This window comes from Proteus vulgaris (assembly GCF_033708015.1).
Lineage (GTDB): Bacteria > Pseudomonadota > Gammaproteobacteria > Enterobacterales > Enterobacteriaceae > Proteus.
In genome coordinates, this window is record NZ_CP137920.1 from 2366756 (window position 1) to 2388654 (window position 21899).

Below are 21899 nucleotides of genomic sequence, written 5' to 3' on the forward strand. Positions count from 1 at the left end.
TATTTCATTTAAGTCTATATCAAGCCATTGATTACTCAATAGGTACTGGATAACTCAATACTTTAAAATGGTTATCGGGTAACTTTTCGATATTTAACTGATACAGTTCGCGATTTATTCCATTCAGCACAATATCAAGTTCACTAAAAGCGGATTGTATTTCTTCATTGGTTGCCCATGAAGGGATCCCTTTCACACCATAATAGAAATAAATTTTACTTTTATCTGAGTCTATTGGTTGAATTTCTTTTATCTGACTAATAAAAAGATGACCGTAGCAAAAGTCTTGATAAGGTTGCCAAGCTTTACGTCCTTTTTCACTAAGATTAAACACCCATTCTTCTCCATTTTCGGTTTGTTCAATCAATCCAGCTTCAACTAATGCATGCATTCTTTCTAATACCCATGGTGCATCATCTTCATTGCTGTACACAGGCCATTTCCCTTCGCCCAAACACAATAAATAATCACTGTTAAAAAAAGCCTCTAAGGCTATTTTATACTCATCAACTTTTCTACTGTCTTTTTCTTCGTCAGCCCAGCTAAAAGAAGAGAGTAAAAGCAATATAAGACTCAGTGAAATACTTTTCATATTTTCTTTTACCAACGGAAATCTTTATTCGTATTTGTATTACTCTACGCTACACAATTCGTTACACTAACGTGACAGTTTAATATCCGATATATTTTATAATGTAAATAGGATTTTTCACTACAACAAAAGCTGTTATTTTGGAATTGTATAACACTCATTCTCATCAATACTAATATTACGTATTGTCATATAAGGAAAATATCATGTCCACGACAAACCTGACATACACCATGTACGGCATAAAAAATTGCGATACTATCAAAAAAGCGCGTAAATGGTTAGATGATAATCATATTCCTTACGTGTTTCATGATTACCGCAAAGAGGGTTTGACGGAAGCATTATTACGCACCTTTACAGAAAATTTAGATTGGCAGACACTTGTGAATAAAAGAGGAACAACTTGGCGTCAATTATCTGATGAAGAAAAGAACACTATCACTGATGTTACCTCTGCAATCTCACTAATGTTAGATAAACCAGCCATCATTAAACGCCCTATCCTTGTGTCATCAGACAACCGCTTTATGGTTGGTTTTGGTGTCAATGATTATTCGACCTTTACAGGAGCCTAATTTTTATGTCCTGTCCTGTTATTGAGCTTGCACAACAACTGATTTCGCGTCCATCAATCAGCCCTGATGATCAAGGTTGTCAGCAACTGATTATCAATAGGCTTGCTCCTCTTGGTTTTACTATTGAAAGAATGCCTTTTGGTGAAACTGAAAATCTCTGGGCTTGCCGTGGTGGTGAAGGTGAAACACTGGCTTTTGCTGGCCATACTGATGTTGTACCAACAGGGGATCCTAATTTGTGGGATAACCCACCTTTCGAGCCGTCTATTCGTGATGGACTATTATATGGGCGCGGTGCGGCAGATATGAAAGGCTCGCTTGCCGCCATGATTGTCGCGGCTGAACGTTTTGTTCACTCTTATCCCGATCACCGTGGACGACTCGCTTTTTTAATTACATCAGATGAAGAAGCGAAAGCTGCAGATGGCACGGTTAAAGTCGTACAATCTTTAATGTCTCGTGGCGAACGTCTCGATTACTGCCTTGTGGGTGAACCTTCAAGCCAACATCATTTAGGTGATATGGTAAAAAATGGTCGTCGTGGCTCAATAACAGCAAATTTAATTATTCAAGGTGTGCAAGGCCATGTTGCTTATCCTCACCTTGCTGAAAATCCGATTCATCTTGCTTCCCCTTTTATCCAAGAGCTTGTTAATACTGTTTGGGATGAAGGTAATGAATTTTTCCCAGCAACCACAATGCAAATTGCCAATATCCATGCAGGCACAGGCAGCAATAATGTGATCCCCGGTGAACTATTTCTTCAATTTAATTTCCGTTTTAGCACGGCCATTACCGATGAAGAAATCCGCCAACGCACTGAGGCATTATTACAAAAGCACCAACTTCGCTATCAGCTGGAATGGGCTTTATCTGGTCAGCCTTTTATTACTGGGCAAGGCAAACTACTTGAAGCTGTACGTTACTCCGTTAAACATTACACCAATTTAGAGCCAGAACTCTCCACCAGCGGAGGCACTTCTGATGGACGATTCATTGCCCAAATGGGCGCTCAAGTCGTCGAATTAGGCCCCGTTAACGCAACAATTCATAAAGTCAATGAGTGTATTAGTGCAGCAGATTTACAACAGCTTAGCCGAATTTATCAGCGGATCATGGAGCAACTTATTTTATGATGACACCTTTAATGCTCACAGGCCGTTCTACCGACCATTTAGTCACTTTATCTGGTCAGCATCGTTTGCAATTTAATGCCACTAAGGCTTTTTTAGCATTACAACAACAAGCCACAAAAGCAGGCTTTAAATTAATGCCAGCCAGCTCTTTTCGTGATTTTAATCGCCAGTTAGCTATATGGAATGGAAAGTTTGAAGGTACTCGTCCTGTTTTAGATGCACAAAGCCAGCCAATGGATATTCATGCATTATCAGAAGGTGAACGCTGTATCGCTATTTTAAAATGGTCAGCATTACCTGGTGCAAGTCGCCACCATTGGGGTACTGAAATTGATATTTACGATCCTTTTCGTTTGCCTGAAGGTCAATCATTACAATTAGAACCTTGGGAATACGAGGATAGTGGTTATTTTGCAGAGCTTAATGATTGGTTAACGGAAAATATGTCAGCATATGACTTTTATCGCCCTTTTACTCATAAAAAGAGTGATATTGCTTATGAGCCATGGCATATCAGTTATTGGCCTCTTTCTCATGAAGCTTCTCTTGCTTATACACCTGATATTCTGAAATCGGTGTTAGAAGAAGAGCATATTTATGGTAAACAGTGGCTATTAGCGAATCTTGACGAGGTATATGCTCGTTATATTGTTTTGCCTGAATAATCTTATTTTTTATATGGGACTTCGTGTTGATCGTTAACAGGAAGTCGCCACATAAATATCAATAAACACACTAAGATTATCAGTAATAATATTCTGACCCAAAGCATAGACACTAACCACAGTGAAATCGCAAAGGTAATTAAGATCACCAAGATAGCTTTAGGTTTCGCCCCTTTAGGCATAGCGCGATAAGTTTGCCAATATCGTAAATAAGGGCCGAACCAAGAACGATAAAGTAACCAATAATGAAAGCGCTTTGACGAACGAGAAAAGCACCATGCTGCAAGTAGTAAGAAAGGTGTAGTGGGTAAGACAGGTAAAATAACCCCTAGCGTAGCTAATCCAACGCATAACCAACCTGCTATAATCAATAATATCCGTTTCATGCAGTGCTTTTCCAACTCATGCTGTATTGCGTTATTTTATCGAGTTAAATAAAAAAGATCCTCATTCTCAATAACAATTTTAAAACAGAAGGCGTATTTATGCACTGGTTTGCTGATTATTGGTGGGTAATTTTAATTCTTTTAGTGGGAATTATTATTAACGCTATTAAAGAGATGAATAAAGTTGATCCTAAAAAATTTCTTAAAAATAAGCGAAAACTCCCTCCACATCGTGATTTTAATGATAAATGGGATGATGAAGATGATTGGCCTAAACAAAATCAAAACAAGAAGGATGAGAATAAGTAGCTAACCATTGTTGATAACGCGATGTTAATTGAGCATTTTTTTCGATCATTAATTGTGCACATTGCGCTCTTAATTGCTTAGTTAAGCTTTTTTTTCCCGATAAAGAAAACTCAGATACGCACTGTTCAACTGACTTATTGTCAACAAAAAAAGCCACCAATAACGGATAGTGTTGCTCATAACCGACCAAAAAGTTAGCAACACTCTCATAAACAGTAAGGGCTGGACGATGAGCAAATGCAAAACCCGCCATCATTAACCAGCTGTCTTGCGGTGTAGCAAGATGATTTGATATTAAATTATCCGCTAAATAGCATTTTGTTTGCTGTTTTATCTGCGGATATTGTAAAGAAAAGGCACTTAAAGCAGATTGTAATAACGTCTCACCTTGTTCTGTTAGCGGATAAATCGCCATTGCAGTGTAACATCCACTGCTTGCCTCTTTATGTACGCCTAACCGTACTATTTGAAAGCCACATTGCTTCCAAAACTGCGCTAATACGTCAGTGTAACCAAAACTCACCGAAAGATAATCAATAGCCTGTTTTTGGCTCTCTTTTACAATATTAGCAATTAACGTCGCGGCAATTTTTTGGCGCCGATATTGAGGTAAAACAGCAATACGGCTAATACGCAATGAATTCAAACACATGGCATCAGGAGTTAAACCATAAGTGACTAATGATTGAGCAACCAAATTACCTCTCGGCCTACGAACCCCTAGCCAGACATCGTGAGCAAGTTCGAAAGGTGCTCCCCCTTCTTCAATACACCACACCGCACCCACGATTTTTTTATTCATTGACGCTGACCAATAACGCTGTTTTTGACCATCAAGCAAACGTCGTAAATCAAGTGGCGTTGTTCGATAATGTGCACTCGTCAGCAATTGATAAAAATTATGAAGTTGTGAAATATTATTATGCCAATTTCCTTGAAGTTGCTGGATATCGACTTCACCTTGTTGCTGATAATCAAAATCATACTCAGGCTCATCAAGTAATAACAATTGATTAAGCCAATTTTCTAATGGACAATCTTTAGCCCAACGAATGGGGGCTTGTAATTGATAAGTACGCAAATTAGGGATACTGTCTCCTAATTTCAGCATAAAACCTCGTCCTGTTCCTTCGTAGCCTTGTACTGTGGTTGTCATTAATACATTAGGAAAATAACGGCACAATGCCTCTAGTTGTGCAATGGGCAGAGAAGCCGCCTCATCAATAATCAGCCAATCGCTTTGAATATTGTTATTTACACATAGCGCTAATAAATTATCAGGAGAGTAAAATAAAATCGCTTTATTGGTATGTGAAGATAAAACATCTATACTCTTTTTCGCTGGCGCACAGACCAGTACATTTCCTGGATATTGTTCGATAAACATTCCCGCTAGTGCTGACTTTCCTCTACCTCTTGGGGCAATAACACTCCAAACACAGGATGTTGATAAGAGCAAATTATCTAAAATTACTTGCTGTTCTGCGGTTGGTTTACCTTGTGGAAGTGCCCAAGAGCCAGCCGTTTCAATGATGACGGGTAATTGTAATAATGCTGATTGCTGCCAGACGATCACTTGGTCATCACCTAAAGTGATATTTTTTAGCCACGCCATAAAATTTGGTGTTGAAAGTACACCTTGAGCATCATTCCAGCGCTGACTATCGTTATCAATATAATTGCCCCAACTTTCAATATCTGGCAGACATAGGATCAATATACTACCTGCTTTTAATGTGCCCGTTAACATGGCTAAAGCATCCGTGTTAAATCCTAGATTGGCATCAAAAACGGCATGAAGAAACTCACGACCTAATAGGCGAATTGCTTGTTCTGGCAAAATAGCATGGGGTTGATTTGAAGATATCGTGATCCAATCACCTTGGCATAACTGAGTAATTTGTTGGATCTGCTTCATTTGCCACGTAGGGTCGCCTGTTAATAGCAGTAACTGACGTTGCCCTAATTGCGCTAATTTTTGCTGATATTGATGTAAATAGGAAAATGGCACAGCTAGGATTTACCGATTAACAATGACAGAATACCCGCTGCAATTAATGGTCCAACAGGTACACCTCGGAAAAGTGCGACACCAATAACGGTACCGACTAATAAACCAGCAACCGTGGAAGGTTGATTATTCATTAAAGAAACGCCCCGAGCGCCTAACCAAGACACCGCGACACCTATTGCAATTGCTAGCAGTGATTTCCAATTTAAAAATGAATTGAGAACTTCCTGTCCTGAAATACGCCCCGTTGCAATGGGTGTCATTACCCCAATGGTCAAAATTAAGATCCCGATAGTCATGCCATATTTTTCAACAACAGGAAAATATTGATTGAGCGGTGTAATTTTTATCACTAGCAAAGCAAGCATTGCTAACGTTACAGTCATATTATGACTAATAATGCCAAGCCCTGCGAGCACCAGCAAAATTAATAGAGAGGGATCAACGTTACTCATGTTTGTTCCTAAGCCTTTCTCTTTATCGCGTTAATTATTTTTTATTCAACGACGAATGGTATTAGTTCAAAGACGAAGAAGCAAATGTATCGCAAGATTTGATACTGCCACTATTATAGCCTCTCATAAACCACGTTTTACGCTGCTCTGCTGTGCCGTGTGTAAAACTGTCAGGCACGACATAACCTTGCTGTTGTTTCTGTAATTTATCATCACCGATGGCTTGCGCCGTTTTAATCGCCGTTAATAAATCGCTTTCGTCAATACGGCCTTCACCTGCAATAAAATGTCCCCACATTCCCGCAAAACAGTCTGCTTGCAACTCTAATTTTACGGATAAACGATTTGCCTCTGCTTTTGAACGCGCCCTTTGTTGTTGTTCGCGCATTTGATTAGTGATGCCTAATAAATGCTGAACATGGTGCCCGACTTCATGTGAAATTACATAGCCTTGAGCAAATTCACCACCGCCACCCAGTTTATGTTTCATTTCATTATAAAAAGAGAGATCGAGATAAATCTTTCTATCCGCGGGGCAATAAAAAGGTCCCATTATTTTTGTCCCTGTGCCGCATTGCGTTGTGGTGCTATTGGTATATAAAACGAGTTTCGGATAACGATATTGTTTGCCTGCTTGTGCAAAAAGAGTTTGCCAAAAATCTTCTGTACTGGCTAAAACAACGCTACTAAAGTCTGCGGCCTCATTATAAAGAGCGCTTTGTTGTTCGTTAGGTTGTGGCACTTGGTTGGTTTCACCTGTTAAAGAGTTAAAATCAAACCCCATAAAACTCGCTAACACTAAAACAATAATAATCACAAACCCATATTTAGTACGGAGTAAAAGTGCAATTAATCCTAAAGGGAGATTACTACCGCCTGATGCGGAGGAAGATTGCCCTCTTCTATCTTCAACATTGTCACTTCTTCGGCGATCATTCCAACGCATAACTTATCCCCACAGTTTAAATAGACGATTTTAGCTTTATTATGAACAAATTTATCACTTGATTTGAGATAATAACAAAAAATTGCAATCTCTATTCCCTATTTTTTAAGAGCAAGATAATAGGGACTATCAGAGTAAAATAGCCTCCATTGTCACAAGAAATAAATATATATCATAAGAAATTAAAACTGTTTTTTTAACGAGTTCATAATAGAATTCTTGTTCCTACCCTTGTATCCTTTATTTACTCATAAATAGATAATTTAATGACTCGAACTCAACGTTTACTCACTTTATTGCAGATTTTAAAAGAAAATCGCTACCCGATAACGGCAGATGTACTTGCAGATAAATTACAAATTAGTGTCAGATCTATTTATCGTGATATTGACTCTTTACGTCATCAAGGTGCTGAAATCACGGGTGAAGCAGGTATCGGTTATCAACTAAAGTCAGGATTACTCCTGCCACCATTAACCTTTGATATTAATGAGCTTGAGGCGCTTATTTTGGGTTTACGTTGGGTAGAAAGTCATACAGATAAAGAATTAAGCCACTCCGCATTACGGGCAATTAATAAAATCAATGCCGTGGTGACCACACAACATCAAACATTGCTTGAACAAAATACCTTATTCGTTCCCACTAACCAAATTATTGAAGTTGATCATACCATCGCTAAAGATATGCGTTTTAGTTTACGTGAAGAAAAGAAAGCCAGAATAGATTATAAAGATGCTCAAAAAAAATTAAGCTCTCGGATTATTTGGCCTATTGCTGTGGGTTACTTTCAAGATTCTCAAGTTATTGCCGCATGGTGTGAATTACGTCAAAGCTATCGCCATTTTAGACTCGATAGAATTATCTCTTATGATGTATTAAGTGATAATTTGCCTTACCCGAAAAGCTATTTATTCTCACGCTGGAAAAAAGAGCTCTTGAAAGAGACTCCTGACAAAAATTGACACACAGTTTGCGTAATATTTTCCTCAGTTGTTCTTGGTTTAGCTGTTTCAGTTTAAACAACATCCTATTAATCAACATAGTAAGGAAACATTATGAGCGAACTTATTCTTTATACTAATACAATGTCTCGCGGCAACACAGTTGAGCTTTTCTTAAAAATATTAGATGTGCCTTATCAGCGTGTTGAATTAGAATATGGCGAGCCAATGCGCACTCCTGAATATCTTGCTATTAATCCGATGGCAAAAGTTCCAGCATTAGTTGATGGCGAAATTATCGTTACAGAGACAGCTGCAATTTGTGCTTATTTAGCTGATAAATATATTGAAAAAGGATTTGCCCCTGCCCTCCATTCTCCTGAGCGTGCGACTTACTATCGCTGGTTCTTTTTTACTGCGGGTCCTATTGAATCCGCATTTACGGTAAAAGAACTGGGTATTACACTTAATGAAGAACAGCAGAAATCATCTGGTTTTGGCTCTTTTGAACGTACTTTTCATTGTTTAGAAGCAGGCTTAGCCAGCGCAAAACCTTATCTTTGTGGTAAAAATCTGACTGCTGTTGATGTTTATGTTGGCTATTTCCTTATATTTTTATGCAAATATGCACTTATCCAACCTACGCCACTGATTAATCAATATATTGATAGCCTCGCGCTTAATAATGAAATTAAACAATTATTAGAAAGCTTAGGATTGCGATAAATTTTTTATGATTAAACGCCACTCAATCAAGCTATCCGTATCGCGCTACTGAGTTATATTCGTTTAACACATCCCATTTAAAACGGACTATTTAAGACAAAAGGTCAGCTTTTAAGCTGACCTTTTCTAATTACATCTTGTTTAACTTGACGTAATCGTTTGCGTATTTAGTCTAAAGAAACACCGATTCGACGTGCAACTTCTTCGTATGCTTCAATTAATCCGCCTAAGCTTTGACGGAAACGGTCTTTATCCATTTTATCTAAGGTATTTTTATCCCATAAACGGCTTCCATCAGGAGAGAATTCATCACCTAATACAACTTTGCCATGAAATAGACCAAACTCTAGTTTAAAATCAACTAAAATAAGTCCTGCTTTATCAAAGAGTTCGCTAAGGACATCGTTTGCTTTATAACTCAAACGCTTCATTTCTGCGAGGTTTTCTTTAGACACCCAACCAAAGGTTTCACAGTAAGATTCATTCACCATCGGATCATGGCGAGCATCATCTTTTAAGAATAAATCAAAGATTGGTGGATTTAAAAGTGTACCTTCTTCGATACCTAAACGTTTGACTAATGATCCTGCTGCACGATTACGAATAACACATTCAACAGGTACCATATCGAGTTTTTTTACTAGCACTTCATTATCAGAAAGCAAACGTTCCATCTGCGTTGGGATACCCGCTTCTTCCAGTTTATTCATAATAAAATGGTTAAATTTGTTATTTACCATTCCTTTACGATCAAACTGTTCAATACGTTGGCCATCTAACGCTGATGTATCATTTCTGAATTCAAGGATAAGAAAATCAGAAGATTCAGTGGTATAGACCGTTTTGGCTTTTCCACGATACAACTCAGCTTTTTTCTGCATCTGACACACTCCAAAGATGTGATAGGTTTAACAAGAAATTTGCTTCCCATACTCTACTCTAGATTAGATAAAAAAGCTTTTAAAACGTGAGTACTATCACTAAAAATCTTATCCACAACACACTGTTCACAACATTTTTTATTGAACACCTCGCCATGATTAAAAATCATATTTTAATTAATTTTATTGAATGATTACACTAATAAAAAATGGTTTGATAAAATTATCAAATATAAAAAGTCAGAATAAGAATATTAATAGATTATATCACCATATTATTTATATTTTCAGATGATATTCTTAGCAAATATTAGATCTGTTTCAAACAACATTTATTTTGAGTAATGAATAATAAAAAACCAGATTAATTTCTTTTTATTAAAAATTAATCTGGCTATCAAGGGTAATATGACTAAGTTTTAATGATTTATCCCTTACCTGTTTTTATATTTAAAAACACATGTTATCGCTTAATCATAGTCTGCTTTAGTTAAATAATAAAACAGTAGATCTCATAAGCAAACCAGCCTAATAAAGCACCAGCGGGTAAATCAATTAAGTAATGTTGTTTCGTAAACATGCAAGATAATGCAATCAATAAAGGGAATAAGAAAACCCAGGGTCCTAAAGTTGCATAAGCAAGACATGCTGTGAGTGTTGCAACGGAAACGTGCATACTTGGGAAGCAGTTTGAGGAATCATCAAAATATTGAACAAACTTAAGAAATTTCTCTGACGCCGTTTTTCCTGGATTTAAGGTACGCCAATGCGCTGGGGTTGCCACAGGGAACACAATAAAGAAAAACATTTGCATAACTAACAAAACAATATAACTAAAAACAATCATAATAAATTGTCTTGAGTCTTGAATGATCCAATTAAGATATAAAATTGCAGGATAATATAAAAAACTATAGATCCATGACCACCATGGCCAGAAGGGAATTTTTTCATCGATTGGTGAATTAATAATTTTCACTTCTCTCAATGTATATCGTTGAGTAAAAAAATAAAATTGATAAACACCTACAATAAGTATTCCACTTAATATCAAGTGAATAATCATATCACCTGCACTCATAAATACTCCTTCATATAGTCAGAGAATGCTTTGTTATTTTTATTTAAGAATAAGAATTGACGCAATATTGCATAAAATTAAGCATATTGCATTAAGATTAATATTATTAATAAAATTAAGCTAAACCTATCATTAAAAGAGTATTCCATTAATGATGTTTAATCTGATCGTTCCAATTATATTTTGATAAATAAATTTCAATTTATATTAATAAAATTAAGTTAAGAGCATAAAAAAGCCGCACAACATTTATTGCGCGGCTTCTCATTTTTTTAAAAAATAGTGCTTATTTAACAGGCTTACTAAAAGCAGCTTTCAGTGCAGCAACCATTTGATCATTTTGTGATTGTGTTAATGGTTTACCTTTATCACTGATAAATTGTAAACTACTGCGGTTATTTAAATCGCCAACTTGTAACTTATAATCAGCTTCTTCAACCGTTGGTCTATCAACCCCTAACGAACTCCAGTTTGCACTGCTCATTCCTTTATAGGTTACTTCAATTGAACCTTTAGAACGTGTACGATCGCCCATCTTCATACCCACACTTTCTAATGCAATAGGTAATCTATCCCAAACGACATCAAATGGTGCACGAACGATAATCACTGGAAGACCTGCATTATCACTGCCACTTTGGACATCAATAATACCTTGTAAGCTACTGCTTGCCGTATTTTCGCTTAAATTACGCATACGGTTTAAACCATCAACCAATTCGTTAAGCATTAAAATATTGTAACGCTTCACTTCAGACGGATCCGTCACCTCAGTTTCGCCTTGACGTAAACCTTCGTTAGTCACCGTTAACGAAATCACATTGCCTGACTGAGCAATCACTAAACGCTGACGTGTTTGGAAAGGTACGTTTTCATCAGCACGTAACCATGTGATCCAATCAGTATGGATCTCTTTTTGCCCTGCATCACTTTGAGCAATCGCAACCCCTTTTTCTTTTAAGATAGTATTAATTTGCTCATACAAGGTTGTATTTTCAGGTGAATTTGGTAATAACAGACGGCTGTTATCTGCATTATTTTCACTACGTGAACCACTTAACAAATTCAGTGCTTGAGTTGGTGGACGAATATCAAGCGCTAAACCAACAGGTTCAGTTTTTTTAGGGGTTGGAATATCATATTCCCCATTTTGCAAAGGCAACACCATACCCGCCGGAATCGCTAAATTCTTTAGCCCTGCCGTCTCTAAATAAGACTCATCACCACTGACCTGACGTTTATAGCGCTGATCACTTGAACAGGCTGCCAGTAAAACCACCAGCGACAGACCCGCGACTTTCATAATCTTTGATTTATGCAATAGTGTTGCCATTAAAATTCCCTAAGTTTTACAGTATTCCCGCTGTTAACAGCGCTTTCTCAACAATTTGCTGACCTGATGATGTCAATGGAGTCATAGGTAAGCGCAATGTGGCGTCTTCAATCAATCCAATACGTTGACACGCCCATTTAGCAGGGATTGGATTAGGTTCAACAAATAACTGATGATGTAGATCCATCAGACGTCGATTCAGTTCACGTGCTTTCGTAAACTCACCCGCATTTGCTAATCGACATAATTCTACCATCTCTGACGCTGCAACGTTAGCAGTAACCGAAATAACACCATGGCCGCCAAGTTGCATAAAGTCTAATGATGATGCGTCATCACCACTTAATAAGATAAAACTATCATCATTAACCAACTCTTGGATTTGACTAACACGACTTAAGTTCCCTGTCGCCTCTTTAATTGCCACAATATTATCCAACTTGGCTAAACGTGCAACTGTTACAGGCAATAAATCACATCCAGTACGACCTGGTACATTATACAGGATTTGTGGTAATGCCGTGCTTTCAGAAATCGCTTTAAAGTGCTGATATAACCCTTCTTGTGAAGGTTTATTATAATATGGTGTTACACTTAAACAACCTGCAATACCTTTATTTTCAAACTGTTGTGTAAACCAGACAGCTTCAGATGTTGCATTAGCACCTGTACCCGCTATGACCGGAATACGCCCATCAGCCATATCTAGCGTCATCAGAACCACATCAACATGCTCGTCATGACTTAATGTTGCAGATTCTCCTGTTGTACCGACAGAAACAATGGCGGCACTGCCTGCATTAACATGATAGTCAACTAATTTACGTAAACTAACCCGGTCAACATTGCCTTTTGCGTCCATTGGTGTAACCAATGCCACCATACTGCCTGTAAAATTAAATTCGTTATTCACCATAATCATTGCTCCGAGATAGACGTATACTCAATGGTACTCATTCATTGCTCTATTGAAAACTACTTAACCCTAGGTTTCTAATGAAATTTGCTAATATTCTTTGATATGAATTAAAGAGATATAATAATTGAAGATAGTGAGCAAGGGATCTTGGCAGAAATCAAAATTTGTGTTTACCTGTTAAGAATAAACTGAAAGTCAAAAGGAACCTTATTTTGCCCATACCTGATAAACATTTTCTCGTCATTACTGCATTGGGGGCTGACCGTCCTGGTATTGTTGATACCATTACACAATTAGTCAGCCAGTGTGGATGTAATATCGAGGACAGCCGACTTGCGATGTTTGGTCAAGAGTTTACGTTTATCATGCTACTTTCAGGTGGCTGGAACGCTATCGCACAATTAGAAGCGTTGTTGCCCATTAAAAGTGCGGAACTGGATTTATTGACCGTAATGAAAAGAACCACCAATGGCGCACCGATTACCTATCCTTCAACCATCGCAGCGAAAGTTGATATTGAAGATGCGCCCGGTATTGTAGAACGCTTTACTAATCTATTTAGCCAACATAATTTTAATCTTGCTGAATTAATATCTAAAACACATCCATCAGAAGATGGCTCACCTGCCCGTTTAGAAATACAAATTACGGCGCATAATCCATTAGATGATCATGGTCTTGTTATTAATGAGAAATTTAATCAATTATGTACAGAGCTGAACGCTCAAGGCACAATAAGTATCGTAAATAGTCTGATGATGAAACAGTAAAAATGGAGAATGACCTAATGAACCCATTAAAAGCCGGTGAAAAGGCGCCTCAATTTAGTCTGCCCGACCAAGATGGAGAAACAATTAATTTATCTGATTTCGCAGGCCAACGTGTGCTCGTTTATTTTTACCCTAAAGCAATGACACCGGGTTGTACGACTCAAGCTTGTGGCTTACGTGATGAAATGGATGCTCTAAAAAAAGCCAAAGTTGAAGTATTAGGCATCAGTACAGATAAATCAGAGAAACTTTCTCGTTTCGCTGAAAAAGAGATGTTAAATTTTACATTACTTTCAGATGAAGATCATAAGATCGCAGAAGAATTTGGTATCTGGGGAGAAAAGCAATTTATGGGGAAAACTTACGATGGAATTCATCGTACCACATTCTTAATTGATAAAAATGGGGTTATCGAACACGTATTTGATAACTTTAAAACCAGTAATCACCATCAAATCGTTCTTGAATATCTCGCTCAGCATCCATAATAAAGATTTCGAATTGATAAAAAAACAGACAGTGTAAACTGTCTGTTTTTTTAATGCATTCCCTGTTCAAAAAACTTAACTTTTCTTTATATGTTGCTCATTTGCAATTTCATCAGGCAATGCATGCAATACTGCTTTTATCAGTGTTGCTAATGGGATAGCAAAGAAAACCCCCCAAAAACCCCACATTCCACCGAATATAATCACTGATAATATAATGACTAAAGGATGCATATTTACAGCTTCAGAATACAAAATTGGCACTAATAAATTACTATCTAATCCTTGAACAACAAGATAAGCAATAAATAATGCCCAGAAATCAGAGCCTAATCCCCACTGAGATAATGCAATCACAATAACGGGGATTGTTGCTAAAACGGCACCAACATAAGGGACTAAAACAGAAACACCAACAATCACAGCCAGTAATACAGAGTAGCGTAAGTCAAAGAAAGCAAATACAAAATAAGTGAAAATACCCACAATTATCATTTCAGTGACTTTACCGCGAATATAATTCGTAATTTGTTGGTTAACTTCAATCCAAACTTGTGCTGCCAATATTCTGTTTTTGGGTAAAACACGACGAACTGCATTGAGCATTTGTTGCTTATCTTTAAGTAAGAAGAACGTCATTAAAGGAACAAGAATAAGATAAATTGACAGTGTAATAATGCCGATTAACGAAGCTAAAGACACTTTTAATACTGATTCCGCCACTGTTGAGAACTTACTGCGTAAGTTTTCTGCCATCATATCAACAATGCCAGCATCCATTAATGCGGGGAAACGATCGGGTAATTCATGTGCAAATGCATTGAACTTATTGATCATATTAGGGATGTCTGAAATCAATGTCATCCCTTGCTGCCATACGGTTGGCGCTAAAATCAAAATAACAATGGCACTAATACCGATAAAGAGTGTCAGAATTATCGATACTGCCCATATACGAGCACATCCTAATTTTTCAAGTAAATGCGTTGGCCACTCTAAAAGATAAGCGAGCACAATTGCCACTAATAAAGGAGCAAGTATGCCACTAAAGAAATACAGAATTGAAAAGCCAGCAATCAAAATGACCACAAGGGCGATAACTTGTGGATCAGCGAATCGGCGTTTGTACCATTGAACAAGCAAGTCCAGCATGAAAATAAAGATCCTTTATAATAATCAAAACAATAGAGCTGTATGTATTCATTTACATAAGCAATAATCTTTTGACAGATTTTACGTTAGGTTTTGCTATCATACATCATCAATTATTAATTTTTCGTTAAGATAGCCATCAGGATACAGTTGTATGAAACTCAGACTTAAAAAACCCTTAGTCGCGCTTCTTGTTTCTGCGTTGCTATCAACATCAGTAATGCCAGCACATGCTGCGATTGATATTGAAGACTCCTTACCTGATATGGGAACCACTGCTGGTTCAACGCTGAGTATTAACCAAGAAATCGCTATGGGTGATTACTATACTCGCCAACTGCGAAATAGTGCACCATTAGTTTTTGATCCGTTACTTTCTAACTATATTAACAATTTAGGGCAAAAACTTGTTTCTAATGCCAGTTCGGTAAAAACCCCTTTTCATTTCTATCTCGTTAATAATCCTAATATTAACGCCTTTGCTTATTTTGGGGGAAATATTGTTTTACATTCAGCCCTCTTTCGATATAGCCGAAATGAGAGTGAATTAGCTTCTGTCATAGCACATGAAATCACACACGTTACTCAACGACATCTAGCGAGAATGCTTGAAGATCAAGCTAAAACAACGCCTCTTGCCCTTGCTGGTGTATTAGGCTCTATTCTAATCTTTATGGCAAACCCAAATGCAGGCCTTGCAACTTTCACGGGAAGTATGGCGGGAATGCAGCAGAATATGATCACATTCACACAAATGAACGAACAAGAAGCAGATCGTATCGGAATACAGACACTTTATCGTGCAGGGTTTGATCCCAAAGGAATGCCTGACTTTATGCAAATTCTTGCTGACCAAGTGCGATATAGCTCCAAACCACCAGAAATGTTATTAACGCACCCCTTACCCGATAGTCGATTATCCGATGCAAGAAGCCGAGCAAGTCAATATCCTGCGCAACAGGTTCCACAGTCGGCTGACTTTCTGTTTGCTAAAATGCGTGTCTTAACTATGCTGACGAAAAATCCTACATCAGAGAATGCATTACAAACGATACTTGATCAATTTAAGCAAGGTACAGCGCTTGAAAAGTCAGCCGCAAATTATGCGCAAATCCTGATCTATTCTCGTGATCGCAAATTTGATGATGCAAGAAAACTACTCACTCCGATGTTAGAAAAAGAGCCAAATAATATTTGGCTTATTGATGCCATGACGGATATCGATTTAGAACAAAATCGGGCAAGTGATGCAGTTGCAAGATTACAATTAGCGTTAAAACAAAGACCTAATAACAATGTTATTATTGCTAACTTGGCAAATGCCTATATGCATAATAAGCAATATAACGAAGCGAATCGACTGCTTTATCGTTATACCTTTGATAATCCAAATGATCCTATTGGCTGGCAATTAATGGCCGAAAACGCAGCTAAACAAGGTGACCGAGCCCATGAATTAGCCGCTTATGCGGAGGATCTAGCACTTAGAGGTGATTTTGAAACAGCGATTCGATACTTAGGTGATGCAAGTAGACAAGTTAAACTAGGTAGTAATGATCAAGCTCGCTTTGATGCGCGCATTGACCAGTTAAGAAAACTACAACAAAGAGACAGTCAATTTAAATAAGGGACACTATGACCAAGAAAGTGACTATTTATCATAATCCACGCTGTTCAAAAAGTCGTGAAACTTTACATTTACTAGAAGAAATGCAAATAACGCCTAATGTTATTCACTATCTAGATACAGCACCTTCCGTTACCGAGCTGAAAACACTACTGAAAGCACTAGGTTTTAATGATGCAAGAGCATTAATGCGTACAAAAGAAGACATTTATAAAACGCTAAAACTCGCTGATGAAACATCACAAGATGCATTAATTCAAGCAATGCATGAAAATCCTAAGCTTATTGAACGCCCTATTGTGGTTGTCGGTAATAAAGCCCGCCTAGGTCGCCCACCAGAGCAAGTAAAAGAACTGTTTAATTAATCTTCAAGGTTCAAAGCCCATATTTATGTTCTGACATCTATGGGCTTTTTCTATTTACTTCATTATTCATCCCGCAATCGTTTACTCTATTTTCTCAATTAAGAAATAAATTATTTAATGTTGTAAAATTGTAAATATTACAATTAGCAAAGTGTTCCTTATTTCCACAATAGAAAAAAACTAACCGCTTTATGCTTTCAAAATTTTTCATCTCAATTTCATATTTTTTATGAGTAAGAAATCGACATTTTTGAAAACTTTTATCAAGATCACATCTCACCGCATAAACTCACAATTATAAGAAAAAAATAATCATGTGTTTCATTTATATTGTGACTCAAGTCTCTTTACACAAATGCATTCCTACATATCATGGTCATCAGAAAATATGATAGCAGAATTGCTAAACAATAAATTCTCGCCAAAATATTTTTTCACTATCATCCAAGAAAGAAATTAACAAGACATATACATTTAAAACAATACTGCAACACAGCAATAAGCTTTCAATTTGTTATTTGCTCTATCTCTTCTTTTATTGTTGTTTTTTCAACTTGATTACAATTAATCAGTGTGAAATGAAGTTATAGATGCATATGAAATAAACAACGTTATAGCCAACATGATGGGCAATTAAAACTGACCAATCACCATTATTGGTGTCGGGTGATTGCTAGGCGGCTAATAGGAAAACAGATGAATATCGTACTTAGATTAAAACTTGTCTCATTCCTCCAGTTCTTTATATGGGGATCCTGGCTTGTCACATTTGCCTCGTATCTCTTTGGAGAACTGCATTTTAAAGGCAGTGATGTTGGGCTTATTTTCAGTGCTCTTGGACTTGCCTCACTTATCGCCCCCGTTATCATGGGATTCATTGCAGATAAAATAAATAACCGCAAATTAGTGTATATTACCCTGCATATTTTATCCGCCTTAGCATTAGTGTTAATGTCGCAAATGACGACAGTCACCACGCTATTTTTTGCGACTTTATTACATTTATTGTTCTTTATGCCAAGTATCTCAATGGCAAACAGCATCATTTTCGAACTGTTAGAACAAAAACAGTTAGAGCCTAATAACTATTTCCCTAAAATTCGTGTTTACGGGACTGTTGGTTTTATTGCAGCCATGTGGGTTATTAGCTTCTTAGGTTTAGGTAATAGCTACCACCAGCTCTTTGTTGCAGCGATCGCTTCTATCGTTCTAGCTGTATTTGCAATGTTCTTACCTGCAACTAAAGCGACTGATAAAAACGAAACGAAATCCGAAGAAGTGGCATTTAGTATTACCAATATCTTGCAAGTATTTAAAAAGAAAAATGTCGTTGTTTTCTTATTTTTCGCAACATTATTAGGATCGGTATTACAAATTACTAATACATTTGGTGTGCCATTCCTACAAGATATTGCACAATCTCCAAATGCAGATGATTCATTCTTTGCTCGTTATCCTTCCGTGTTCTTGTCTATTTCACAGATTTCAGAAGTCGTATTTATTCTTTTTCTGCCACTGTTATTAAAACGTGTAAAAATCGAAACTATCGTTTTATTTAGTATGATTGCTTGGATCTTACGTTTCGGCTTCTTTGCTTACGGCGACTACACATCGTTAGGTCAAATCGTCTTATTGTTATCAATGATTGTGTATGGTTGTGCATTCGACTTCTTTAATATCTCTGGTTCGCTATTCTTAGAAAAAGAGATCCCATTACAATACCGTTCAACCGCACAAGGTATGTTTATGACCTTAGTGAACGGTTTTGGTACTTATTTAGGTGCAATGTTAAGTGGCTGGGTCATTGATTTATATACCACCAATGGTGCGGTTGATTGGAAATCATTCTGGTTAATCTTCACTGGCTACACTGTTGCTATTACTGCACTTTATCTGATTTTCTTACTGGTTCCTCAGAAGAAAACCAAAATAGTAGAAGCAAACTAATTATTTACCCCTCCTCCTTTATTGTTTGTGTCTCTCACCGCTTGCCTTGATACAAGACAAGCGGTTTTTTTATCTCATATTTTTATCAGAAACGATAAAGACAGAACGTTCATCGTTAATAAATAACAAAAAATACTTATTTTCTTTGAGTGTCGAATTTAGAAAAATAGAGATAGGATTGAGATTATTCGCCTCACCAAATAAAGTGAATGAGGCTATTTAAAGTTTGAGTATATCTTTCACAAATGGGATGGTCAGTTTACGTTGAGCAACAATAGAAGCGTGATCAAGTTCATCAAGCATTTCAAATAAGGTGCGCATTTTTCTATCTAAGCGTTTTAATACAAAACGACCAACATCTTCAGGTAATTCAAAACCACGAAGTTTGGCTCTTAATTGTAGCGCTTGAATTTTTTCTTCATCACTTAAAGGTTGCAAACGGTAGATTTGTCCCCAATCAAGACGAGACGCTAAGTCAGGAAGTTGTAGCTCAATTTGGCGAGGTGGTCTATCCCCTGTAATTAATAAACAGGTTCGTCCATGCTCTAACACGCGGTTATAAAGATTAAATAAGGCGAGCTCCCACTCTTCGTCACCCGCAATACATTGAACATTATCAATACACACTAAGGATAAATGTTCCATACCTTCAAGAACATCGGGAACAAAGTAAGCGCGTTTATCAAGAGGAACATACCCAACAGCATCGCCTTTTAATGAAAGTTCAGCACAAGCGGCATGTAATAGATGGCTCTTTCCACCTCCGTCACGGGACCAGAAATAGATATAACTGCCATGAGATTGATGAATGGCGGTTCGAATTGCCGCGACTAATGACGCGTTTTCCCCTGCATAAAAGCTATCGAATGTCTCATCATCGGGTAGAGAGAGTGGTAATGATAGCTGTGACGGCGTATTCAGAAGCACCTCACCTGAATAGTTTAATAAACGTGGTGATTCTAACACAAATTCTCACAAGGTCAGAACCAATATTAAAAAAGCACATGACACTGATTAAGATAACAGCAAGATCAGCGTGATAAGTCTATTTTATATACTTCTCGTACCTCATTAAATGACCATCTAGCACTACGTTGCGTTATTTAGTGCTAATTTAGAAAACATTCCATATTTAATTAGCTTCACGTTATTATCTCAGTTTTAATTTCGCCACATCATTACCGGAAGGTTGTTGATAAATGTCGAGCTTAAAATATTTGGCTGATGCATTAATATACTCAAAAATTTCAGATTGAGTCTCTTCATATTCAACCCAAGTGGTTGCGCGAGTAAAACAATATAACTCTACTGGTAGTCCCATTGGTGTAGGTGGCATAGTTCTGATCACCAAATACATATCAGGTCGAACATCACCACGCATTTTTATCCAATTTAGCATGTACTTACGAAACAATTGTAAGTTAGTCACTCCTTTTGTTTCTAACCACTCATTAATATCGCCAATCTCTTCTTCTTTTCCTTCTAACATCGTTTCTATACTTTTACGCAGCGGTGCTGTATTTTTTAACTCTAATACTAACTCTTGTGTTGCAAATGAAATCGAAGATTGGTCAATATAAAAACTACGTTTAATCCGACGCCCTCCTGATGAAAACATCGGTTGCCAGTTAGTATATTTTTCGGTCAAAAAATCTTTGGTTGGAATACGGGAAATTGTATTATCCCAATTACGTACAGTGATCGTATGTAATGCGATATCAATAACCTCACCGCTGATATTACTACTGGGTAACTCAATCCAATCATAAAGCTTTAATACTTTTCCATTAGAGATAAGAATATTGGCGACAAAAGAGATAAGTGTATGCTGAAAAACAAACATCAACACCGCAGCAATAGCACCAAAACTTGAGATAATAATAAGTGGTGATTGTTCAGTAAATAACGCAATGATTAAGATAAAAGAGATAATCCAGACTACAATTTTGGCAATTTCAATATAGCCTTTGATGGAATTATTCCGATGCCACGCTTTTTTAGCATGCCTAATATTAAAGATATCAAGCGCGTTATTCAGTAATGAAGCAATATTGATGATAATAAAGGCGCGAGCAACCGTCTCAAAGATAATATTTATTTCAGCTGAAAAAGACGGTAGGAGCTGATTAATATAGAGAACGAGTGTAACGGCAACAATAGATGCACTCTTTTTAGCAATATCTTCTATGGTTTCTTCATCTGAAAGCTCAGTAAATAAAAAAAGTAAACGCTTGGCTATTCGGCGGAAAATCATTTTGGCGAGAAACCACACCACCAGCAACACAATAACTAAAAATATTGTGGTAAATATCTGCTTTGATGTAATGAAATCATAAATTTCAATCAACTTTTCCATAAATTGCGCTATACCTTTTTTTAGACACCTCAACTTTAAAACGAAAATCACTTAGATAGCAGATAAAGTGCCTATTTCGCATAAGAACAGCCCCATTGTCTCATTTATTTTATTTAAAAAAAATTATGATTAATTTAATGTGGCTTTTTTAAGATTTAAACACTATAAATAACAAAAATCTTAGTTTTTCATATTAGCATAAAGCAAAGCACAATAAAAAAAGCAGAAATAA

23 protein-coding genes are annotated in these 21899 nt (G+C 37.0%); 11 read left to right on the top strand and 12 right to left on the bottom strand.

The annotated features are described in order from the left end of the window. Positions 1–31: 31 nt before the first annotated feature. Positions 32–592 carry a hypothetical protein gene (locus SB028_RS11240; RefSeq protein WP_069368880.1) on the bottom strand — a complete coding sequence of 187 codons (561 nt, stop codon included), beginning with the start codon at positions 590–592 and terminating at the stop codon, positions 32–34. A gap of 206 nt (positions 593–798) precedes the next feature. On the opposite strand from SB028_RS11240, the gene SB028_RS11245 reads away from it, so the two are divergent. From SB028_RS11245 to SB028_RS11255, 3 genes are read left to right on the top strand one after another with little or no spacing between them, the layout of a single operon-like run. After that, positions 799–1170, top strand: coding sequence for an ArsC family reductase (locus tag SB028_RS11245; protein ID WP_069368879.1), 372 nt, complete (start codon positions 799–801; stop codon positions 1168–1170). A gap of 5 nt (positions 1171–1175) precedes the next feature. After that, positions 1176–2306, top strand: coding sequence for a succinyl-diaminopimelate desuccinylase (gene dapE / locus SB028_RS11250; RefSeq protein ID WP_069368878.1), 1131 nt, complete (start codon positions 1176–1178; stop codon positions 2304–2306). Continuing rightward, on the top strand, positions 2303–2971 hold the full coding sequence (locus tag SB028_RS11255; RefSeq protein WP_069368877.1) for a M15 family metallopeptidase: 669 nt from the start codon (positions 2303–2305) through the stop codon (positions 2969–2971). Before dapE ends, SB028_RS11255 begins: the two co-directional genes overlap by 4 nt. A gap of 2 nt (positions 2972–2973) precedes the next feature. On the opposite strand, the gene SB028_RS11260 is transcribed toward SB028_RS11255, so the two are convergent. Continuing rightward, positions 2974–3357: a DUF454 family protein gene (locus SB028_RS11260; RefSeq protein WP_069368876.1), complete on the bottom strand. Its 384-nt coding sequence runs from the start codon at positions 3355–3357 to the stop codon at positions 2974–2976. 99 nt (positions 3358–3456) lie between these two features. Here SB028_RS11260 and SB028_RS11265 point away from each other — a divergent pair, with 99 nt between their 5' ends. Further along, positions 3457–3666 carry a YpfN family protein gene (locus tag SB028_RS11265; RefSeq protein ID WP_069368875.1) on the top strand — a complete coding sequence of 70 codons (210 nt, stop codon included), beginning with the start codon at positions 3457–3459 and terminating at the stop codon, positions 3664–3666. Here SB028_RS11265 and SB028_RS11270 read toward each other — a convergent pair. From SB028_RS11270 to SB028_RS11280, 3 genes are all read right to left on the bottom strand, one after another. After that, on the bottom strand, positions 3629–5677 hold the full coding sequence (locus SB028_RS11270; protein ID WP_069368874.1) for a tRNA(Met) cytidine acetyltransferase TmcA: 2049 nt from the start codon (positions 5675–5677) through the stop codon (positions 3629–3631). The two genes, SB028_RS11265 and SB028_RS11270, sit on opposite strands and share 38 nt — an antisense overlap. Positions 5678–5679: 2 nt before the next feature. Further along, the gene (locus SB028_RS11275) at positions 5680–6132 is read right to left on the bottom strand and encodes a DUF441 domain-containing protein (RefSeq protein WP_036936105.1); all 453 of its coding nucleotides are present in this window, start codon (positions 6130–6132) and stop codon (positions 5680–5682) included. A gap of 61 nt (positions 6133–6193) precedes the next feature. Further along, a complete protein-coding gene (locus SB028_RS11280) occupies positions 6194–7078 on the bottom strand; it encodes a neutral zinc metallopeptidase (RefSeq protein WP_069368873.1) in 885 nt (294 codons plus the stop codon). Between the two features lie 266 nt (positions 7079–7344). Here SB028_RS11280 and SB028_RS11285 point away from each other — a divergent pair, with 266 nt between their 5' ends. Both SB028_RS11285 and SB028_RS11290 read left to right on the top strand, forming a co-directional pair. Continuing rightward, complete coding sequence (locus tag SB028_RS11285; RefSeq protein ID WP_069368872.1) at positions 7345–8043, top strand: helix-turn-helix transcriptional regulator; 699 nt, start codon at positions 7345–7347, stop codon at positions 8041–8043. Positions 8044–8136: 93 nt separating this feature from the next. After that, a complete protein-coding gene (locus tag SB028_RS11290) occupies positions 8137–8748 on the top strand; it encodes a glutathione S-transferase family protein (RefSeq protein ID WP_069368871.1) in 612 nt (203 codons plus the stop codon). 167 nt (positions 8749–8915) lie between these two features. On the opposite strand, the gene purC is transcribed toward SB028_RS11290, so the two are convergent. The 4 genes from purC to dapA form a co-directional block, all read right to left on the bottom strand. After that, entirely contained in the window at positions 8916–9629 is a 714-nt protein-coding gene (gene purC, locus SB028_RS11295; protein WP_069368870.1) for a phosphoribosylaminoimidazolesuccinocarboxamide synthase, read from the bottom strand. Positions 9630–10119: 490 nt separating this feature from the next. After that, entirely contained in the window at positions 10120–10710 is a 591-nt protein-coding gene (locus tag SB028_RS11300; RefSeq protein WP_069368869.1) for a phosphatase PAP2 family protein, read from the bottom strand. A gap of 286 nt (positions 10711–10996) precedes the next feature. Then, entirely contained in the window at positions 10997–12043 is a 1047-nt protein-coding gene (gene bamC / locus SB028_RS11305; RefSeq protein WP_069368868.1) for an outer membrane protein assembly factor BamC, read from the bottom strand. Between the two features lie 16 nt (positions 12044–12059). Then, positions 12060–12959, bottom strand: coding sequence for a 4-hydroxy-tetrahydrodipicolinate synthase (gene dapA, locus SB028_RS11310; RefSeq protein ID WP_069368867.1), 900 nt, complete (start codon positions 12957–12959; stop codon positions 12060–12062). A gap of 215 nt (positions 12960–13174) precedes the next feature. On the opposite strand from dapA, the gene SB028_RS11315 reads away from it, so the two are divergent. Then, a complete protein-coding gene (locus tag SB028_RS11315) occupies positions 13175–13732 on the top strand; it encodes a glycine cleavage system transcriptional repressor (RefSeq protein ID WP_036912784.1) in 558 nt (185 codons plus the stop codon). A 17-nt stretch (positions 13733–13749) separates the two neighbouring features. Beyond that, positions 13750–14220, top strand: a complete 471-nt coding sequence (gene bcp, locus SB028_RS11320) for a thioredoxin-dependent thiol peroxidase (RefSeq protein ID WP_069368866.1) — start codon at positions 13750–13752, stop codon at positions 14218–14220. A 75-nt stretch (positions 14221–14295) separates the two neighbouring features. Here the strand turns inward: bcp and SB028_RS11325 are convergent, their stop codons facing one another. Beyond that, entirely contained in the window at positions 14296–15372 is a 1077-nt protein-coding gene (locus SB028_RS11325; protein WP_069368865.1) for an AI-2E family transporter, read from the bottom strand. A gap of 154 nt (positions 15373–15526) precedes the next feature. Between SB028_RS11325 and SB028_RS11330 the strand changes: the two genes are divergently transcribed. The 3 genes from SB028_RS11330 to SB028_RS11340 all read left to right on the top strand — a co-directional run bounded on the left by SB028_RS11330 (position 15527) and on the right by SB028_RS11340 (position 19311). Continuing rightward, positions 15527–16999, top strand: coding sequence for a tetratricopeptide repeat protein (locus SB028_RS11330; RefSeq protein ID WP_069368864.1), 1473 nt, complete (start codon positions 15527–15529; stop codon positions 16997–16999). An 8-nt stretch (positions 17000–17007) separates the two neighbouring features. After that, positions 17008–17364 (top strand): arsenate reductase (glutaredoxin), encoded by a 357-nt coding sequence (arsC, locus tag SB028_RS11335; RefSeq protein WP_069368863.1) that lies wholly within the window; start codon positions 17008–17010, stop codon positions 17362–17364. Between the two features lie 696 nt (positions 17365–18060). After that, a complete protein-coding gene (locus SB028_RS11340) occupies positions 18061–19311 on the top strand; it encodes an MFS transporter (protein ID WP_069368862.1) in 1251 nt (416 codons plus the stop codon). Positions 19312–19530: 219 nt separating this feature from the next. Here SB028_RS11340 and hda read toward each other — a convergent pair whose 3' ends face one another. Then, positions 19531–20238 carry a DnaA inactivator Hda gene (gene hda, locus SB028_RS11345; RefSeq protein WP_006533048.1) on the bottom strand — a complete coding sequence of 236 codons (708 nt, stop codon included), beginning with the start codon at positions 20236–20238 and terminating at the stop codon, positions 19531–19533. Between the two features lie 223 nt (positions 20239–20461). Beyond that, entirely contained in the window at positions 20462–21667 is a 1206-nt protein-coding gene (locus SB028_RS11350) for a mechanosensitive ion channel family protein (RefSeq protein ID WP_069368861.1), read from the bottom strand. Between the last annotated feature and the right edge of the window lie 232 nt (positions 21668–21899).

Excerpts from the sequence above, each read along its gene's own strand:
- dapE (WP_069368878.1), top strand. The coding sequence starts at position 1,176 with ATGTCCTGTCCTGTTATTGAGCTTGCACAACAACTGATTTCGCGTCCA.
- SB028_RS11265 (WP_069368875.1), top strand. The coding sequence starts at position 3,457 with ATGCACTGGTTTGCTGATTATTGGTGGGTAATTTTAATTCTTTTAGTG.
- SB028_RS11245 (WP_069368879.1), top strand. The coding sequence starts at position 799 with ATGTCCACGACAAACCTGACATACACCATGTACGGCATAAAAAATTGC.
- SB028_RS11290 (WP_069368871.1), top strand. The coding sequence starts at position 8,137 with ATGAGCGAACTTATTCTTTATACTAATACAATGTCTCGCGGCAACACA.
- SB028_RS11255 (WP_069368877.1), top strand. The coding sequence starts at position 2,303 with ATGATGACACCTTTAATGCTCACAGGCCGTTCTACCGACCATTTAGTC.
- SB028_RS11275 (WP_036936105.1), bottom strand. The coding sequence starts at position 6,132 with ATGAGTAACGTTGATCCCTCTCTATTAATTTTGCTGGTGCTCGCAGGG.
- bcp (WP_069368866.1), top strand. The coding sequence starts at position 13,750 with ATGAACCCATTAAAAGCCGGTGAAAAGGCGCCTCAATTTAGTCTGCCC.
- purC (WP_069368870.1), bottom strand. The coding sequence starts at position 9,629 with ATGCAGAAAAAAGCTGAGTTGTATCGTGGAAAAGCCAAAACGGTCTAT.
- SB028_RS11325 (WP_069368865.1), bottom strand. The coding sequence starts at position 15,372 with ATGCTGGACTTGCTTGTTCAATGGTACAAACGCCGATTCGCTGATCCA.
- SB028_RS11300 (WP_069368869.1), bottom strand. The coding sequence starts at position 10,710 with ATGAGTGCAGGTGATATGATTATTCACTTGATATTAAGTGGAATACTT.
- dapA (WP_069368867.1), bottom strand. The coding sequence starts at position 12,959 with ATGGTGAATAACGAATTTAATTTTACAGGCAGTATGGTGGCATTGGTT.
- SB028_RS11350 (WP_069368861.1), bottom strand. The coding sequence starts at position 21,667 with ATGGAAAAGTTGATTGAAATTTATGATTTCATTACATCAAAGCAGATA.
- arsC (WP_069368863.1), top strand. The coding sequence starts at position 17,008 with ATGACCAAGAAAGTGACTATTTATCATAATCCACGCTGTTCAAAAAGT.
- bamC (WP_069368868.1), bottom strand. The coding sequence starts at position 12,043 with ATGGCAACACTATTGCATAAATCAAAGATTATGAAAGTCGCGGGTCTG.
- SB028_RS11285 (WP_069368872.1), top strand. The coding sequence starts at position 7,345 with ATGACTCGAACTCAACGTTTACTCACTTTATTGCAGATTTTAAAAGAA.
- SB028_RS11330 (WP_069368864.1), top strand. The coding sequence starts at position 15,527 with ATGAAACTCAGACTTAAAAAACCCTTAGTCGCGCTTCTTGTTTCTGCG.
- SB028_RS11240 (WP_069368880.1), bottom strand. The coding sequence starts at position 592 with ATGAAAAGTATTTCACTGAGTCTTATATTGCTTTTACTCTCTTCTTTT.
- SB028_RS11280 (WP_069368873.1), bottom strand. The coding sequence starts at position 7,078 with ATGCGTTGGAATGATCGCCGAAGAAGTGACAATGTTGAAGATAGAAGA.
- SB028_RS11340 (WP_069368862.1), top strand. The coding sequence starts at position 18,061 with ATGAATATCGTACTTAGATTAAAACTTGTCTCATTCCTCCAGTTCTTT.
- SB028_RS11260 (WP_069368876.1), bottom strand. The coding sequence starts at position 3,357 with ATGAAACGGATATTATTGATTATAGCAGGTTGGTTATGCGTTGGATTA.